The 15,873-nt window shown below is 66.1% G+C and carries 10 protein-coding genes and 1 pseudogene; 5 read left to right on the top strand and 6 right to left on the bottom strand.

Annotated features, from left to right (window positions below):
- Window positions 1–12 precede the first annotated feature (12 nt).
- The 5 genes and pseudogenes from ACUDTM_RS06955 to ACUDTM_RS06935 all read left to right on the top strand — a co-directional run.
- A pseudogene (locus tag ACUDTM_RS06955) lies at window positions 13–174 on the top strand (amino acid dehydrogenase); the annotation flags it as partial.
- Window positions 171–1,529, top strand: coding sequence for a glutathione-disulfide reductase (gorA, locus tag ACUDTM_RS06950; protein ID WP_072168518.1), 1,359 nt, complete (start codon window positions 171–173; stop codon window positions 1,527–1,529). The pseudogene ACUDTM_RS06955 and the gene gorA, both read left to right, overlap by 4 nt.
- A gap of 159 nt (window positions 1,530–1,688) precedes the next feature.
- A complete protein-coding gene (locus ACUDTM_RS06945; RefSeq protein WP_061479639.1) occupies window positions 1,689–2,609 on the top strand; it encodes a DMT family transporter in 921 nt (306 codons plus the stop codon).
- Entirely contained in the window at window positions 2,516–2,944 is a 429-nt protein-coding gene (locus tag ACUDTM_RS06940) for an MGMT family protein (protein ID WP_404830527.1), read from the top strand. Before ACUDTM_RS06945 ends, ACUDTM_RS06940 begins: the two co-directional genes overlap by 94 nt.
- A 93-nt stretch (window positions 2,945–3,037) precedes the next feature.
- Window positions 3,038–3,712, top strand: a complete 675-nt coding sequence (locus ACUDTM_RS06935; protein WP_005410509.1) for a rhomboid family intramembrane serine protease — start codon at window positions 3,038–3,040, stop codon at window positions 3,710–3,712.
- A gap of 90 nt (window positions 3,713–3,802) precedes the next feature.
- Here the strand turns inward: ACUDTM_RS06935 and ACUDTM_RS06930 are convergent, their stop codons facing one another.
- The 6 genes from ACUDTM_RS06930 to ACUDTM_RS06905 form a co-directional block, all read right to left on the bottom strand.
- Window positions 3,803–5,386, bottom strand: coding sequence for a phytoene desaturase family protein (locus tag ACUDTM_RS06930; protein ID WP_088497840.1), 1,584 nt, complete (start codon window positions 5,384–5,386; stop codon window positions 3,803–3,805).
- A gap of 73 nt (window positions 5,387–5,459) precedes the next feature.
- Entirely contained in the window at window positions 5,460–5,954 is a 495-nt protein-coding gene (locus ACUDTM_RS06925; RefSeq protein WP_445391224.1) for a VOC family protein, read from the bottom strand.
- Window positions 5,955–6,077: 123 nt separating this feature from the next.
- Complete coding sequence (locus ACUDTM_RS06920) at window positions 6,078–8,087, bottom strand: M13 family metallopeptidase (RefSeq protein ID WP_072168516.1); 2,010 nt, start codon at window positions 8,085–8,087, stop codon at window positions 6,078–6,080.
- 216 nt (window positions 8,088–8,303) lie between these two features.
- Window positions 8,304–10,406, bottom strand: coding sequence for a M13 family metallopeptidase (locus ACUDTM_RS06915; protein ID WP_072168541.1), 2,103 nt, complete (start codon window positions 10,404–10,406; stop codon window positions 8,304–8,306).
- Window positions 10,407–10,575: 169 nt separating this feature from the next.
- Complete coding sequence (locus tag ACUDTM_RS06910; RefSeq protein ID WP_072168515.1) at window positions 10,576–12,603, bottom strand: alpha/beta hydrolase family protein; 2,028 nt, start codon at window positions 12,601–12,603, stop codon at window positions 10,576–10,578.
- 94 nt (window positions 12,604–12,697) lie between these two features.
- A complete protein-coding gene (locus ACUDTM_RS06905) occupies window positions 12,698–15,673 on the bottom strand; it encodes a TonB-dependent receptor plug domain-containing protein (protein WP_005418015.1) in 2,976 nt (991 codons plus the stop codon).
- Window positions 15,674–15,873: the final 200 nt, after the last annotated feature.

Genomic DNA, 15,873 nt, shown 5'->3' with positions numbered 1-15,873 from the left:
TGCGCTGTGCCGATCGGCCGCGCGCCCGCGCATCCTCACGTCTGGCTTGCAGCGGGGCATGGCATGCTCGGCATCAGCATGAGCGCCGGCACCGGCCAGCTGATCGCCGATCTCGTCTGCGGCCGCACGCCAGCGATCGATCCTGCCCCTTACCGACCCGAGCGATTCCGATGAGCACTGCACCTTATGATTACGACCTGATCGTCCTTGGCGGCGGTTCCGCCGGCCTGGCCGGTGCCATCCGTGCAGCGCAGCATGGCAAGCGCGTGGCGATGCTGGAACCGGGCGAACTGGGCGGTACCTGTGTCAATGTTGGCTGCGTGCCGAAGAAGGCGATGTGGCTGGCGGCCGACCTGCACGAGCGCATCGGCCTGGCCAATGCGATGGGCTTCGATGTCGAGGCACGCCCGGCGCTGTCGTGGAAGGAGCTGGTGATCCATCGCCAGGCCTACATCACCAACATCCACACCAGCTACCACAAGCGCCTGGATGAAACCGGCGTGGTGCGCATCCCTGCGCGCGGCCGTCTGCTTGATGCGCATACCGTGGCCTGCAGTGACGGCGTGCATTACAGCGCCGAGCACATCCTGATCGCCACCGGCGCGCATCCGCTGCGTCCGGATATTCCCGGCGCGGAACTGGGCCTGGTTTCCGATGACTTCTTCGATCTGCGTGCGGCACCGGCCGAGGTGGCGATCATTGGTGGCGGCTACATCGCGGTGGAACTGGCCGGGTTGCTGCAGGCGCTGGGCAGCAAGGTGAGCCTGCTGGTGCGGGGCAAGCGGTTGCTGGAGCGCTTCGACTACGAGCTGACCGACCAGCTGGCCGAGAACCTGAAGCAGCAGGGCGTGCGGATCCACTTCGACTATCGCCTGCGCGAACTGCAGCGCGATGGCGAGCGCGTGCGTGCGTTCGGCCATGACGGCCCGATCGACAGCGTGTTCGATGCGGTGTTCTTTGCCACCGGCCGCCGCGGCAACAGCCGTGATCTGGGCCTGGAAGCGCTCGGCATCGGCATTGGCGAGCACCAGCAGGTGCAGGTGGACGAATGGCAGACCACCTCTGTGCCGAGCGTGCACGCGGTCGGCGACATCGCTGGCAAGGTCGGCCTGACCCCGGTGGCGGTGGCCGCTTCACGGCGGCTGATGGACCGCCTGTTCGGTGGACGTCCGCAATCGAAGATGGATTACGAGAACGTGGCCAGCGTGGTGTTCTCGCATCCGCCGCTGGGTGCAGTGGGCATGAGCGAAGAGGAAGCGCGCGCGCGTTTTGACCAGGTGAGCGTTTACCACAGCCGTTTCCGCCCGATGCTGCAGGCGCTGGCCAACGGCACCCAGCGCAGCCTGTTCAAGATGGTCTGCGCGGGCCCGGAGGAGCGCGTGGTGGGTATCCACCTGCTGGGCGAAGCGGCCGACGAGATCCTGCAGGGCTTCGCGGTGGCGGTGAAGATGGGCGCAACCAAGGCCCAGTTCGACGACACCGTGGCGATCCACCCGACCTCGGCCGAGGAAGTGGTGCTGATGCGCTGAGCCCGCAGTTGTAGAGCCGAGCCCACGCTCGGCTGCTTTTCGCCCAGGCTTGGCGAAGCCGAGCGCAGGCTCGGCTCTACAGGGCACCGGGGGCGCCCGTGCGACAATGGGCGCCCCCACGCCTTACCGGGCCGCTCTGCGCGGCCCGCCGTCGTCCTGATGTCCACGCCCGCTTCCCGCATCGCTACGGCTTCCCCCCGCATCGCGCTGGGGGGTATCGGCCTGGCTGCGATCGGCGCCATTGCTGCTTCCGGCAAGGCCATCATCGTCAAGCTCGGCCTGCGCCACGGCGTGGATGCCACCACGCTGCTCGCCCTGCGCATGCTGATGGCGCTGCCCTTGTTCGCGTTGATGGCCTTGTGGGCCGCGCGCCGGGCCACACCGCTGTCCTGGGCCGACCGCGCCCGCGTGCTGTGGCTGGGCTTCACCGGCTATTACCTGTCCAGCCTGCTCGATTTCCAGGGCCTGCAGTACATCAGCGTGACGCTGGAACGGCTGATCCTGTACTTGAACCCGACCCTGGTGCTGCTGATCAACGTGCTGCTGGCGCGCCAGCGGCCGGGACGCTGGCAGATCGGCGCGCTGGTGCTGAGTTACCTCGGCGTGCTGCTGGCCTTCGGGCACGACCTGCAGCGCGAGGGCGGCCAGATCATCGTCGGCAGCCTGCTGGTGCTGGGCAGTGCGCTCAGCTACGCGCTGTACCTGTTCGGCAGCGGGCAGGTGGTCGCGCGCATCGGTGCAGTGCGGCTGACGGCCTATGCCAGCTGCGTGGCCAGCGTGCTTGTGCTGCTGCATTTCGCGGTGACCCATCCGCTGCCACTGCTGTGGCAGGCACCGGCGCCGGTACAGTGGCTGTCGCTGGTCAATGCCACTGTCTGCACGGTGCTGCCGGTGCTGGCGATCATGTTGGCGGTGCAGCGCGTGGGTTCGTCGCTGGCCGCACAGGTCGGTATGCTGGGCCCTGTTTCCACCATCGTGATGAGCCTATGGCTGCTCGACGAACCGATGGGGCCGGCACAGATCGCCGGCACCGTGCTGGTGCTGATCGGCGTTCTGCTGGTGACCCGCCTGCGGCGCTGACGCCGGAGCAGGCGCGTGCGCGCATCCTGGCGGTGATCCGCGCGATCCCGGCGGGGCAGGTGATGGGCTACGGCCAGGTGGCGATGCGCGCGGGCCTGCCCGGGCGTGCACGCCTGACCGCGCGCATCCTGGGCCAGAACGACGACCCGGACCTGCCCTGGCACCGCGTGCTGCGCTCGGATGGGCGCATCGCCATGGAAGAAGGGTCGGCGGGCTGGCGCGAGCAGTCGCAGCGGCTGCGTGCCGAGGGCGTGGTGGTTGAGAACGGCCGGGTGCAGATGCCCACGACCGATCCGGCGGTAGCGCTGGATGCTGCCGTATGGGGGCCGGGCTGAGCGCCGCTGGCGACTGAACAGGCCGGACCTGCGGGTCGCCAACAAGGCGCGGTGCTGCGGCTATGATGGAGGTCGTTCCATGCCGGTGCTCCCATGTTCCCGCGACTGCCAACCGTCACCAAGGCCCTGCTGATCGCCAACGCGATCCTGTTCCTGCTGCAGCAGCCGTTCCTGCTCGGCATGCAGACCTTTGAGCCGTTCATGCTGCAACCGCTGCAGCAGGGCTTCGATGCGTTCTCGCCGGGCGGCAACTTCCAGCCTTGGCAGCTGCTGACCTATGGCTTCCTGCATGGCAGCTTCGGCCACCTGTTCTTCAACATGCTGGCGGTCTTCATGTTCGGTGCGCCACTGGAGCAGACCTGGGGCGAGAAGCGCTTCCTGCTGTATTACCTGGTCTGCGTGGCCGGTGCCGGTGTCTGCCAGCTGCTGGTGGGTACGCTGCTGGAGAACCCGGCCACGGTGCTGGGTGCCTCTGGCGGCGTGTTCGGCCTGCTGCTGGCCTACGGCATGCTGTTCCCGAACCAGCGGGTGATGCTGCTGTTCCCACCAATCCCGATGAAGGCGCGCACCTTCGTGATCCTGTTCGGCGTGGGCGAACTGGTGCTGGGCATGACCGGCTGGCAGCCGGGCGTGGCCCACTTCGCGCACCTCGGCGGCATGCTGTTCGGCTGGTTGCTGATTCGCTACTGGCGCGGGCAGCCGCCGTTCAACAAGCGCCGACCGCCCGGCCCACCGAAGCGCCCGAACCATCTGCGCAGCGTCAAATGATCCGAAGGATCATTTGACGCTGTAGGTGCCGACCGTTGGTCGGCACGCCTTCTCCCACGCGGGTAGGTGCCGACCTTGGTCGGCACGCCCTCACAGATCCTGCAACACCACCTGCGCCGCATTGTGACCTGGCGCGCCGGTCACGCCACCGCCGGGATGCGTACCCGACCCGCACAGGTAAAGGCCGGGCAGGGCACCACGATAGCCAGCCTGACCAACCATCGGCCGTGCCGAGAACAACTGGTTGGCACTGAGCGCTCCGTGGAAGATGTCGCCGCCGATCAGGCCGAAGGTGCGCTCCAGATCCAGCGGTGACAGCACCTGGCGGCCCAGTACGCTGCCAGCGAAACCCGGCGCATACCGTTCAACGGTGGCGATCATCAGATCGGCCACCGTTTCACGATGATCATCCCAGTGACGCCCGCCGGGCAGCACGGGCGCCACGTGCTGGCAGAACAGGCTGGCGACGTGCTTCCCCGGCGGCGCCAGCGAATCGTCCAGCGTGCTGGGAATGAGCATTTCCACGATTGGTTCGCGTGACCAGCCATTGCGACGCGCATCCAGCCAGGCACGGTCCATGTAATCCAGGCTTGGGGCCATGATGATGCCGGCGCTGAGGTGATCGCCGGGACCGGGCAGAGCGCGGAAGTCCGGCAGCTGCGACAGCGCGACATTCATCCGGAACGTGCCGGAACCGCAGCGCCAGTTCGCCATGCGTTCGCGCGTTGCGTCCGGTACCTGCTCCGGTGCCAGCATCTGCTCGTACAGCAGCTTTGGATTGACGTTGGCGATCATCGCGCGTGCGCGCAGGATTTCGCCGTTGGCCAGCGCCACGCCCACGACACGACCCTGCTCGATCAGCAGGCGTTGCACACCGGCATCCACGCGCAGCTCAGCCCCGGCCTCCCGCGCGGCAGTGGCGATGGCCTGGCTGATCGCGCCCATGCCACCGATCGCATGGCCCCACGCACCTTTCATGCCATTGCACTGGCCGAACACGTGGTGCAGCAGTACGTAGGCACTGCCCGGTGTATAGGGGCTTGCGTAGTTGCCGACGATGCCATCGAAGCCGAACAGCGCCTTGATCGGCTCGCTTTCGAACCAGCGGTCCAGGTACTCGGCCGCCGACAGCGTGAAAAGGTCCAGCAGCTCCTGCCGCAGCGAGGCATCCAGCGTGGCCAGTTCACGACCGAGGCGGCCCATCTGCCACAGGGCGGGCAGCGCACGCCAACCGCCTGCTGCACCCAGGTCCGGCGGCGCGCGCAGGGCCCAGGCGCGCAGCACATCAGCGAAGATCTCCAGGCGCGCTTCGTATTCGGGTAGCCGCTGTGCATCCCGCTCGGAGAACTTCGCGACCCCGGCCTGGGTGCGGCCCGGTGCGGACAGCAGGTAGCGGCCGTCCGGCAATGGCAGGAAGTTGTTGGCCGGGCGATTGATGATGCGCAGCCCATGCGCATGCAGCTGCAGGTCGTCGATCACCTTCGGCTGCAGCAATGACACCGTGTAGGACGCCACTGAGTTGCGGAACCCGGGGTGGAATTCCTCGGTGACCGCCGCGCCGCCGAGAACGCCACGACGTTCCAGCACCAGCACCTTCTTGCCAGCGCGTGCGAGATAGGCCGCGCAGACCAGGCCGTTGTGGCCGCCACCGATGATGATCGCATCCCAGGACATCAGCACCTCGGAAAAAGGGGACGGAGGGGATTAAGTCGCAATCCGCATCTGCGCACAGGGGGGAAGAAACGACTTAATCCCCTCCGTCCCCTTTTTTGATTGCCGCTTCGATGGTGGCGATGTCGATCTTCTTCATCGGCATCATCGCGTTGAAGGCGCGCTTGGCCAGTGCCTTGTCCTGGCTGGTCACCGCTTCGATCAACATGCGTGGGCTGATCTGCCAGGAAATGCCCCATCGGTCCTTGCACCAACCGCACTGGCTCTCCTGTCCGCCGTTGCTGACGATGGCGTCCCACAAGCGGTCAGTCTCGGCCTGGTCCTCGGTCTGGATCTGGAAGGAGAAGGCTTCGCTGTGCTTGAACGCGGTGCCGCCGTTGAGGCCGACGCAGGGGATGCCGCAGACCGTGAATTCGACCGTCAGTACGTTGCCTTCCTTGCCGTCCGGGTAGTCGCCCGGGGCGTGGTGGACAGCGGTCACCGCGCTGTCGGGAAAGGTGTTGGCATAGAAGGTGGCGGCCTCGAGCGCGCCGTTGTCGTACCAGATACAGATCGTGTTCTTGTGTGCCATGTCCGGCTCCGCGTTGGACGAAGCCGCAGCGATAGCACGCGCAGTGTTAACCCGGGATCGTGCTGCACCCGCAAAAAAAGAGCGCCCGAAGGCGCCCTTTGTACTACCAGTGCGGCCGCGGGCTCAGCGCCAGACCTTGATCTGGTCGGCTTCGCTGCGCTGCATCGGCTGCCCGGCCTTGCAACTGAAGGTGGCACCGAACGCCGGCAGGTTGGCCAGCGTGCCGTTGCTGCGCCACAGGCCCGGTGCGCGGATGTCGGCGGTCAGGCGGCGCGCGGCCTCGTTCGGCGACAGCTGCTGTGCCCACAGTGCCGACCAGGCGCGGAAGAAGCCCTGCTGCTGTGCCTGCTTGGCCTTCGGTTCCTGCGCCGTATACGCCGCCCAGGCCAGTTCCAGGCCGGCGATGTCGGCCAGGTTCTCTTCCTGGGTCAGCGTGCCGTTGACCTTGGCACCCTTTACGCCCGGGAAGTCGTAGGCGCTGTACTGCGCGGCCACGCGATTGCCGAGCAGGGTCCAGGCGGTCTTGTCGGCCGGGGTCCACCAGCTGCGCAGTTCGCCCTTGGCATCGACCAGCGCGCCCTTGGCATCGATCGCACGGGTCAGCTCGTGGCCGACCAGTCCACCGAAGCTGCCGAACTTGTCGGCGGCGTCGGCCTTGGCGTTGAACACCGGGCCCTGCAGGATCGCGGCGGTGACGATCAGGCGGTTCTGCGCCAGGTCGTAGGCCAGCGACGGCTGCTGCGGCAGCACGTCCCAGCGGCGGTCGGCATTGCCCTTGCCGATGCGCTTCATTTCCTCGCGGTGGCGCCAGGTCGATGCAATCAGCATGTTGCCACCAAACGAGCCGCGCCCCATCGGCTGCACGCTGTAGTCCAGGTCGCGCAGTGGAGTGCCGATCTCGATCTTCAGCGCAGCCAGCTTGGCCTGCGCTTCGGTCTTGGCTTCGGCACTCATCCAGCTGCTGTTCTTTACCGCCTCGATCTGTACTTCGCGCACCTTGTCGACGATCCATGCGGCCTGGCGACGATCTTCGGCCGACAGGTAGCGGGCGGCGTACTCGCGGCCGACCATCGGGCCGGCGGCCACATTGATTGCATCCAGCACGGATTCCCAGCGCTGCGGCGGCAGGGTCTGGCCACGCAGCACACGGCCACGGAATTCGAACTCGGCGTCGCGGTAGGCCTTGGACAGGTACGGCGCCATCGAGTCGCCCACGCGCCAGCGCAGGTAAGCTCTCCACTGCTCCGGCTTGAGCTTGGTGACCATGCCATCGAGCTGCTTGAACAGGCCTGGGTCGGCCAGCGAGACCAGGTCATCGTCCACGCCCTGTGCCTTCAGGAACGCGTCCAGCTGCAGGTTGCGGTAGCGGCTGTTGAGCTCCTTGGTGGAGATCGGCGCGTAGTTGTTGAACGGGTTGTTGATGCCGGCCAGCGACTGCGCGTTGCGCGCCAGCTCGGTCTCCAGCGCGATCACTGCCTGCGATTCGGCATCCAGCTTGGCCGCCGGGGTGCCGGTCAGCGCCAGGATCTGCTTGACGTAGTTGCGGTAGCGGCCCATCAGCGCCACGGTATCGGCGTCGGTGCGGGTATAGAACGCCGGATCCGGCAGGCCCATGCCGCCCTGCATGAAGTAACCGATGTGGCGGTCCAGTGCCTTCAGGTCGACGTCAGGGCCGAAGTTGAAGGCGACCGGGATGCCCACCTGGTGCAGCGCGGCGATCGAGGCCGGCACATCCTTGGCCTTCTTGATGGCGTTGATGCGGGTCAGCAGCGGGGCGATTGGATTGGAACCGTCCGCTTCCACGGCGGCTTCGTCAAGGCCGCTGGCCCAGAAGTCACCCAGCAGCTTCTGCACGTTGCCCTGCGGCGACTTCATCGCGGCATCGAGCAGGTCGCGCTGCTGCTGGCGGCTGCGGTCGACCAACTGGCCCAGCGCGGTCGTGGCGCCGGTCTGCGGCACCGGGTTGGCCTTCAGCCAGCCTGCATTGGTGGTGTTATAGAAGTCGCTGCACTGGGCGCTGACGGCCGGGGCGCGTGCGGCCTTCTTCTTGGCGGCGGCAAACGCATCGTGGGTCGGGACCAGAGTCGCCAGGCTGATGCCCAGGGCGATGGCAAGCGGACGGAAGTTGGGCATGTGGAACGAATCCGTGATGGATTGAGGGCGCGCGCACTATAGCAAGCCGGGCATGGGCGCGGCATGCACGCATCACGGTGGCTCCGCCGAGCCGTGCGCCGACCAAGGTCGGCATCTTCCAACGGCGTGGGCCATGCGTGGATGACGGGCGCTGTGAAAAACAAGGGCCCGGGAATTCCCGGGCCCTTGCAGGTACGCCGCAACGTCAGCCGTTGCTTACCAGATCACCACCTGCTGCTCGCCGGTGCGGGCCATCGGCGAACCGGCCTTGCACTGGAACGCGGCGGCGAAGGTCGGCAGGTTCGACGGCGCACCCATGGCACGGAACTGCGCTGGGGCGTGCGGGTCGGTGGCCAGGCGGACCTTGGCGTTTTCCGGGGTGTACTTGGTGCGCCACACGGTGGCCCAGTTGAAGAAGAAGCGCTGGTCTCGGGTGAAGCCATCGACCTTCGCATCTTCCTTGCCGGCGGAGGCCTTCTGCAGGGCGTCGTAGGCGGTGGCCAGGCCACCCAGGTCGGCGATGTTCTCGCCCAGGGTCAGGTGGCCGTTCACCGCCTGGCCGTCCACCTTGTACTGGTCGAACTGCTTGACCAGCTTGCCGGTCAGGCCTTCGAAGTTCTTCTTGTCGGCCGGGGTCCACCAGTCTTCCATGTTGCCGGTCGGCCCGAAGCGCGCACCCTGGTCGTCGTAGCCGTGGGTCATCTCATGACCGATCACCGCACCGATGCCGCCGTAGTTCAGCGCGTCGTCGGCCTTCGGATCGAAGAACGGCGGCTGCAGGATGGCGGCCGGGAACACGATCTCGTTCTGCAGCGGGTTGTAGTAGGCGTTGACGGTCTGCGGGGTCATGCCCCACTCGGTCTTGTCCACCGGCTTGCCGATCTTGGACAGGTTGAACTTGTAGTTGAACTCGTTGGCCGCGCGCACGTTGCCGAGGAAGCTGTCGCGCTGGGTCTGCAGGCCCGACCAGTCGCGCCACTTGTCCGGGTAACCGATCTTCGGGGTGAAGGTCTCCCACTTGGCGATGGCCTTGGCCTTGGTTTCCTCGCTCATCCAGCTCAGGCCCTGGATGCGGTCCTTCAGCGCGGCGGCCAGGTTCTTTACCAGTTCTTCCATCTTCGCCTTGGCTTCCGGCGAGAAGGCAACCTTCACGTACAGCTGGCCGAAGGCTTCACCGGCATCATTCTCGATGGTGCCCAGCACGCGCTTCCAGCGCGGCTTCTGTTCCTTCTGGCCGTTGAGGGTCTTGCCGTAGAACTCGTAGTTCTCCTGCACGAAGGCGTCAGCCAGGTACGGCGAGGCACTGTCCACGGTGTGGAAGCGCAGGTAGGCGCGCCACACCGACGGGTCGGTATCGCCCAGCGCCTTGCTCACTTCCTCATGGAACGCCGGCATGGCCAGCGAGAACTTCTCCGGTGCGGCCACGCCCTGCGACTTGAAGAACTCGGTCCAGCTGAAGTTCGGGGTCAGCTTGTCGGCGTCGGCCAGGGTGACCGGGTTGTAGTACAGCTCGACGTTGCGCGACAGCTCGACGCGCGACTTGGAAGCCTTGGCCAGGCGGGTTTCGAACTTGACCACGTCCTCGGCCTGCTTGGCCGCGTCGGCCGCGGCGACGCCGGACAGCTCCAGCACCTTGGCGACGTGCGCCTGGTAGGCCTTCAGCTTGTCGGCGTTCTTGGCATCGGTGTAATAGGTGGTATCCGGCAGGCCCAGGCCGCCCTGGCTGGCGTAGGCCATGTTCATGGCCGAGTTCTTGAAGTCCGCTTCGGCACCGAAGCCGAACAGGACGTTGTCACCCTTGGCGGCGCTGGTGCGCAGGTAGTTGGCGATCGCTGCCTTGTCCTGCAGGCCGTCGATCGCCGCCAGGTCCGCCTTCAGCGGCTCGATGCCCTGCGCGTTGATCTTCGCTTCGTCCATGCCGGTCGCCCACAGGTCGCCGACGATCTTCTCGATGTGGTTCGGGTTCTTGACCTGCGCGACCTGTTCGGCCAGCTGGTGCTGCACGGCCACCGAACGCTCGTCGAGGATGGTGAACGCGCCCCAGCTGGTGCGGTCGCCCGGGATTTCGTTGGCGGCCAGCCACTTGCTGTTGACGTAGTCGCCAAAGGCGGTGCAGGCGTCCTTGGTGGTGTCCAGGTCGCTCGGCTGGAAGGCGTTGTAGGCCGGCAGCTTGCTCTCGTCCAGCTTATAGGTGGTGGCTTCGGCGGTGGCCGGGGCGGAGGCGGCGGCATCCTTGGCCGGGGTTTCAGTCTTGCCGCAGCCAACCAGCGCGGCCGAAACGGCCAGGGTCAGCAGCACGATCTTGGGAGTACGGGTCACTTGAATGGCCTCCAGGCCGAGTGAGTCAGGGAGTGGCCGCAGGTGCGACCGTGGGCCGAACGATACGCCGCCGGCCAGACCTGCAAGGGTGTCGAAGGTCATGTCCCCGCGCAAGGGCCAGAACGTGCAAGGGCGCCCGCCGGGCGCCCCTGCTGTAGGCCGGTAACGCTTACAGGCCGCCGCCGCCGCAGCCTTTGCCCAGGTAGTCGTCTATCAGCTGCAACTGGTCGGCCATGATGCGGCGCGTCCAGGCCGGCCCGTGGGCGTAGTCGGCGATGGCGTGGAACTCGACCGGCTGGCCGGAACCTTTCGCCTTGTTCACGAACCACTCCGACTGTTCGATCGGCACCGTGCGGTCGCGATCGCCGTGGTAGACCATCAACGGGATCTTCATCTCGCCGGCCTTGTCCACCGGGTTCAGGCCGGCCACCGTGGGGGCCTGGGCCTGGCGGAAGAATGGGTTGGTATAGAAGCGCGACCAGATCTTCTTGATATCCGAGACGCCGGCGCCGGCAATGGCGCATTTGTACAGGCCGTTGGGGCGCACCGAGGCCGCAAACGCCGAATAGCCGCCATAGGAGAAGCCGAACATGGCGATGTGGCCGGGGCGGGCGATCTTCTGGTCGATCATCCACTGCGCGCCGTCGTCCTTGTCATCCTGCATCTTCTGGCCCCACTCGGCGTCACCGGCCATCCACAGCTTGCGGCCCCAGTCGGCCGAGCCACGGAACTGCGGGCGCAGCACCGCCATGCAGCGCGATGCCATCAGCGGGACCCACATCGAGCCATCGAAGTCCATGCCATCGCGCGCCCAGGGCCCGCCGTGCGGATGCACGACCGCCTTCCAGGGGCCGGCGCCGCACAGCTCGGTGCTGGGCGTGGTGAGGAATGCAGGAATGTCCAGCCCGTCGCGTGCCTTGTAGTAGACCAGCCGGGTCTGGCCCAGCGCGGCAGGCTGGATCTGCGGGTAGGTCTTCGCCAGCAGGGTCAGCTTGCCGTCGTGCAGCAGGTGGTATTCGGGCGGATTGGAAGGCCCGGAGGTAACGACCAGCACGTTGGAAAGGTCCGCCGTGTAGTCGACGATGCGCAGGCTCACGCCGGTATCGTAGTTGGCGGTGAAGCGCTGGCCGTTGGCGGTATCGACCATCGCCAGCGGTTCCTGGGTGATGCCCAGGGCCTGGCGCAGGCCCTGGTCCAGCGCCTTCATGCGCGGCGAGGTCCACTGCATGTCGTCACCGCGCGGACCGGCGTAGCCGATGCCCATGATCTCGCCGAACGGCACCGCACCCTTGCGGAAGCGGTTGATCAGCATCGAACCGGCGTTGAACAGCTTGTGCTCGAACAGCACTTCCTTCTGCTTGCGCGCGCTGATGTCGTACTCATACACGATCGCCTTGTCGCGGCCGACATTGCTGAGCACGAAGGCGATGTTCGGGTCGTCGGCAAAGCCGATCACCTGGTTGACGTCGCGGTTCTTCACATAGGAGCGAAAGTGCTCTTCCCAGGTACCGGTGGCGGGCGACCGGAACTCGGTGGCGACGTAGGCACCGGTGCCGTCGACATCCTGGCGCAGGCGTGCGCGCAGCTCGCTGTCGAGGTCGGTGATGTAGCCGGCCACGCGCTCTTCGGTCTTCTGGATGCGCTGCGAGGTGAAGTTGCGCAGGTCGACCTTGTAGACGTCACCGGAGCTGCTGCCACTGCCGTTGACCACCAGGATGTGGTCCGGATCGTTGGGCAGGGTGTCCAGTACCGTGGCGTTGGCCAGGGCCTGCTCGAGCTCCTCGCTGCGGCTGCTGGCACGTGGCGGCGTGATCGGCTCCTTCCATTGCTTGCCTTCGATGTCGGTGATGAAGAACTTGCTGACGAAGGTCTTGGTCACCCGGTCCGCGCGCAGGTCGTAGGGCTGCCACAGCACCACCGCCAGCTGCCCGTTCTTGATGAACGACACGCTCTGGAACTTCATGCGGTTGGCGCCGATCACCGTTGGCGGCTTGTCCAGTGCATCGGTGCGCCACACCACGATCACGCGCTCTTCGCCATTGGCCCGCAGGCCGGCGATGTGCTGGCCATCCGGCGATAGCGACAGGCTGGAGATGGCGGGGAAGGCCGCCATCTGCTCAATGGTCGGAGCTTCGGGCTTGGCGTGCAGGGACGGGGAAACACTGGCCAGGGCCGCCAGCAACAGGGTTCGCTTCATTGCAACCTCGGAATGCAGTGGCAGCTGCCTGTGGAAAAGGCAGTGCCTGAAATGGAACCGCCGCCCCGAAGGGCGGCGGTTGCAGGGAGCAGGATCAGAACGAACGCGTGATGTTCAGGAAGTAGCTGCGACCGAAGTAGTCAAAGCCGCTGTACAACAGCGCGTTGCCGACGGTGCTGTAGACACCCTGGGAGATGGTCGGCGGCTTGCGGTCGGCGAAGTTGCGCACGCCACCGGTGACCGACCACTTATCCGCTTCATACTTCACCGAGATGGCCTGCAGGAAGTAGTTCGGGGTGTACAGCTTGTACGCCGAGGTAGCCGGATCGAAGTCACCCGGGTTGCGCTCCTCGTAGTACGCGTAGCTGTCCATCTTGTCGATCCAGTCCAGGCCGTAACGCACCTGCCAGTTCTTCCACTTGTAGCTCAGGTCCAGCGAGGCGGTGTTTTCCGGACGCGACAGCATGCCGTTGTAGTCCACCAGCGGATCGTCGGAGAAGACCTTGCTGGCCTGTTCCAGGTAGTGGGTGAACTGCAGCGTGGTGCGCAGGGTGCCCGGGCCGATTTCGCGGACATAGCGGGTGGTGAAGTCCAGGCCACGGACCTTGTCGGTGGACAGGTTGATGAAGCCGTTGGTCACCACCAGCTGGTTGTTGACCGGGTTGCGGGCCACCAGGCGGCACAGACCCGAACCGGAGGAGAAGTCGGCACTGCCGCTGTCATAGCAGCGCGACAGGATGTTCGCGCCGCCCGCGCTGTCGACGCCGTTCTTCACTTCGATGTCGAAGTAGTCGGCGGCGAAGGACAGGTCACCGAAGCCGCTGCCGAATTCTGGCTGGATCACCACGCCCAGGGTCTTGGCCTTGGAGGTTTCGGCTTCCAGGCCGGCCTCGGCACCACCCTGGGTGACCACGGTCACGCCCTGGGTGGCTAGGTAGTCCGGTGCCAGGCCCAGCGATGCGCAGTTCTGGTAGCGCGGCGAGCTCGGGTTGCGATCACCATACTCGTTGCAGGGGTCGGCACTGCTGCTCAGGAAGCCGGTGGTGCCGCCCAGGAACTGTTCGAACAGCGCCGGTGCGCGGTAGGAGGTGCCGTACGAAGCACGGAACGACAGCCACTTCACCGGCGTCCACAGCGCGCCGATCTTGTAGGTCTCATCCGAGCCGTAGGACTTGTAGTCGGTGTAGCGGCCGGACAGGTTGACCGTCAGTTCCTCGGCAGCGGTGACGCCGGACAGCAGCGGCAGTTCCAGTTCGCCGTAGGCCTCGAGCACCGAGTCCGAACCGCGGGTCGGGGTGGCGTTGGTCAGGTTGTACAGGTCGGCATTGATCGAGTAAGGCGACGGGGTGTCGTCGATCCGTGCCTTGCGGTACTCGACGCCGAACGCGCCGCCGGCCGAGCCGTAGGGCATGTCGAACAGCGGGCCGTTGACGTTGAAGTTGACCGTCGTTTCCTTGTACAGCGTGTTGCCGGTGACCGGCACGAACACCCAGTCCTTCCAGTCTTGCGGCAGCTTGCCGCCGATGGTGTTGGTGTTCAGCGCCGGCGCGGCGATGCAGCCGTTGGAAGCGTCGCGGCAGACATAGCCACCCGCACCGTTGGAGACCACGTCCAGGCTCTGGCGCAGGCGGCTGGTCAGGAAGCTTTCAAAGGTGTAGTCGGCGTCGCTGCGGGCGTGCATGACGTTGAAGTCATAGTTCCACTCCGAGCTCAGGTGGCCACGCAGGCCGGCATTGAAGCGCAGGAAGTCGACGTTCTGCTTGTTGGTGTCGTTGCCGAAGCCGATGAACGCACGCACGCCCAGGTTCCTGCCGCTGGTCTGGTCGGTCGGGGCGCCGGCTACGCTGTCACGCAGGTTGGCCGGGATCAGCGGGCTGCCCACGGCGTAGTCCAGGGTCAGCTGGCGGTAACCGGTCTGGGTCGACTTGCGCTTGTTGCCCAGGAACTCGTAGTACAGCTCGGCATCACCCAGTGCATTGAGGTCGAAGCCGCCCTGGAAGTACAGGGTGTGGGTCTTGGTCGGCGAGATCAGCGACTCGTTGCGCATGGCCGGGTCGAAGGTGTCGCGGGTGTTCAGGTCCACGCCTTCGTAGCCGACCAGGCCGGTGGTGATCGCCGCGTTCGGGCGCCAGCGGTTGAAGCGGGTGCCGACGCCGCCCGGAGCGGCCACACCGGTACGGGTGTTGGTGCCGATGGTGTTCAGGGTGGTGCCGCCGGCATCGAGCGACCAGCACTTGGGCTTGCCGGTCAGCGGATCGATGAAGTCACCGCTGCCCCAGGAGTCGCCGGCCTCGATGTCACGGTACATGTCGGTCGGGCAGCCGCCTGCCCAACTGCGGTCGGCCAGGGTCAGTTCGTTGCGGGTGTAGTACTCATACGAACCGGAGAAGTGCGAGCGCTCGCCGGTGGAACCGAACATGATCGAGTAACGGCGCTCTTCACCGCCGCCACCGTCGGTGGCGTTGTGCTGCGCTTCGAAGGTGACACCGTCGACCTTGGTCTTGGTGATGATGTTGATCACGCCGGCCACGGCGTCGGAGCCGTAGATGGACGAGGCGCCGTCCTTCAGGATCTCGACGCGGTCGACGATCGAGTTCGGCAGCACGTTCAGGTCGGTCGAGCCGACCGAGCCGCGGGTACCGGCCGGCGATACGCGGCGGCCGTTGAGCAGGATCAGGGTGCGGGTCGGGCCGAGGCCGCGCAGGCCCAGGGTGTTGGCGCCCGGGCCGCCGTCGGTGACGTAGCCGCCGTAGGCGTTGTTGATCTGTGCCGCACCGGCGGTGACCGCCGTGCTCTGCAGGGCGGCGGTGGTCGAGTTGAAGCCGGCCAGGGTGGTTTCTTCACGGGTGACGACCTGCACCGGCGAAACCGAGTTGAACACGTCGCGGCTGATGCGCGAACCGGTGACGGTCACCGTGTCCAGGTTGGTGGCCTTCGACTTGGGCGCTTCCTCGGTCTGCGTCGTGCTGGAGGCGTCCTGGGCGATCGCCGGGGCGGCTGCGGCGAGCAGCACGGCAGAGGCGAGGGCGAAGCTCAGCGGATGCTTGCTGAGCGACTTGCGATTGATCATCTGAAATCCCCTTGAATCGAATGATTGCGTCGTACACCGGGACTGGTCCTTGTCGACGTCTCCGTGTGTCCCTTGCCCAGTGTCGGCAGCGTGCCGCCGCCCGGCGCTGGTACCGGCTTCACGTGCCGATGACTCGAGATTAACATCACATTAACCAAGGCTGTCAAGCATTCATGATGCAGTCATGGAGGTGTGATTCG

This window comes from Stenotrophomonas maltophilia group sp. vghtpe118 (assembly GCF_052605195.1).
This window is presented reverse-complemented; position numbering and strand designations above follow the sequence as displayed.

Coding starts and splice junctions, on each gene's coding strand:
- gorA (WP_072168518.1), top strand. CDS start 171: ATGAGCACTGCACCTTATGATTACGACCTGATCGTCCTTGGCGGCGGT.
- ACUDTM_RS06945 (WP_061479639.1), top strand. CDS start 1,689: ATGTCCACGCCCGCTTCCCGCATCGCTACGGCTTCCCCCCGCATCGCG.
- ACUDTM_RS06940 (WP_404830527.1), top strand. CDS start 2,516: ATGGCTGCTCGACGAACCGATGGGGCCGGCACAGATCGCCGGCACCGT.
- ACUDTM_RS06935 (WP_005410509.1), top strand. CDS start 3,038: ATGTTCCCGCGACTGCCAACCGTCACCAAGGCCCTGCTGATCGCCAAC.
- ACUDTM_RS06930 (WP_088497840.1), bottom strand. CDS start 5,386: ATGTCCTGGGATGCGATCATCATCGGTGGCGGCCACAACGGCCTGGTC.
- ACUDTM_RS06925 (WP_445391224.1), bottom strand. CDS start 5,954: ATGGCACACAAGAACACGATCTGTATCTGGTACGACAACGGCGCGCTC.
- ACUDTM_RS06920 (WP_072168516.1), bottom strand. CDS start 8,087: ATGCCCAACTTCCGTCCGCTTGCCATCGCCCTGGGCATCAGCCTGGCG.
- ACUDTM_RS06910 (WP_072168515.1), bottom strand. CDS start 12,603: ATGAAGCGAACCCTGTTGCTGGCGGCCCTGGCCAGTGTTTCCCCGTCC.
- ACUDTM_RS06905 (WP_005418015.1), bottom strand. CDS start 15,673: ATGATCAATCGCAAGTCGCTCAGCAAGCATCCGCTGAGCTTCGCCCTC.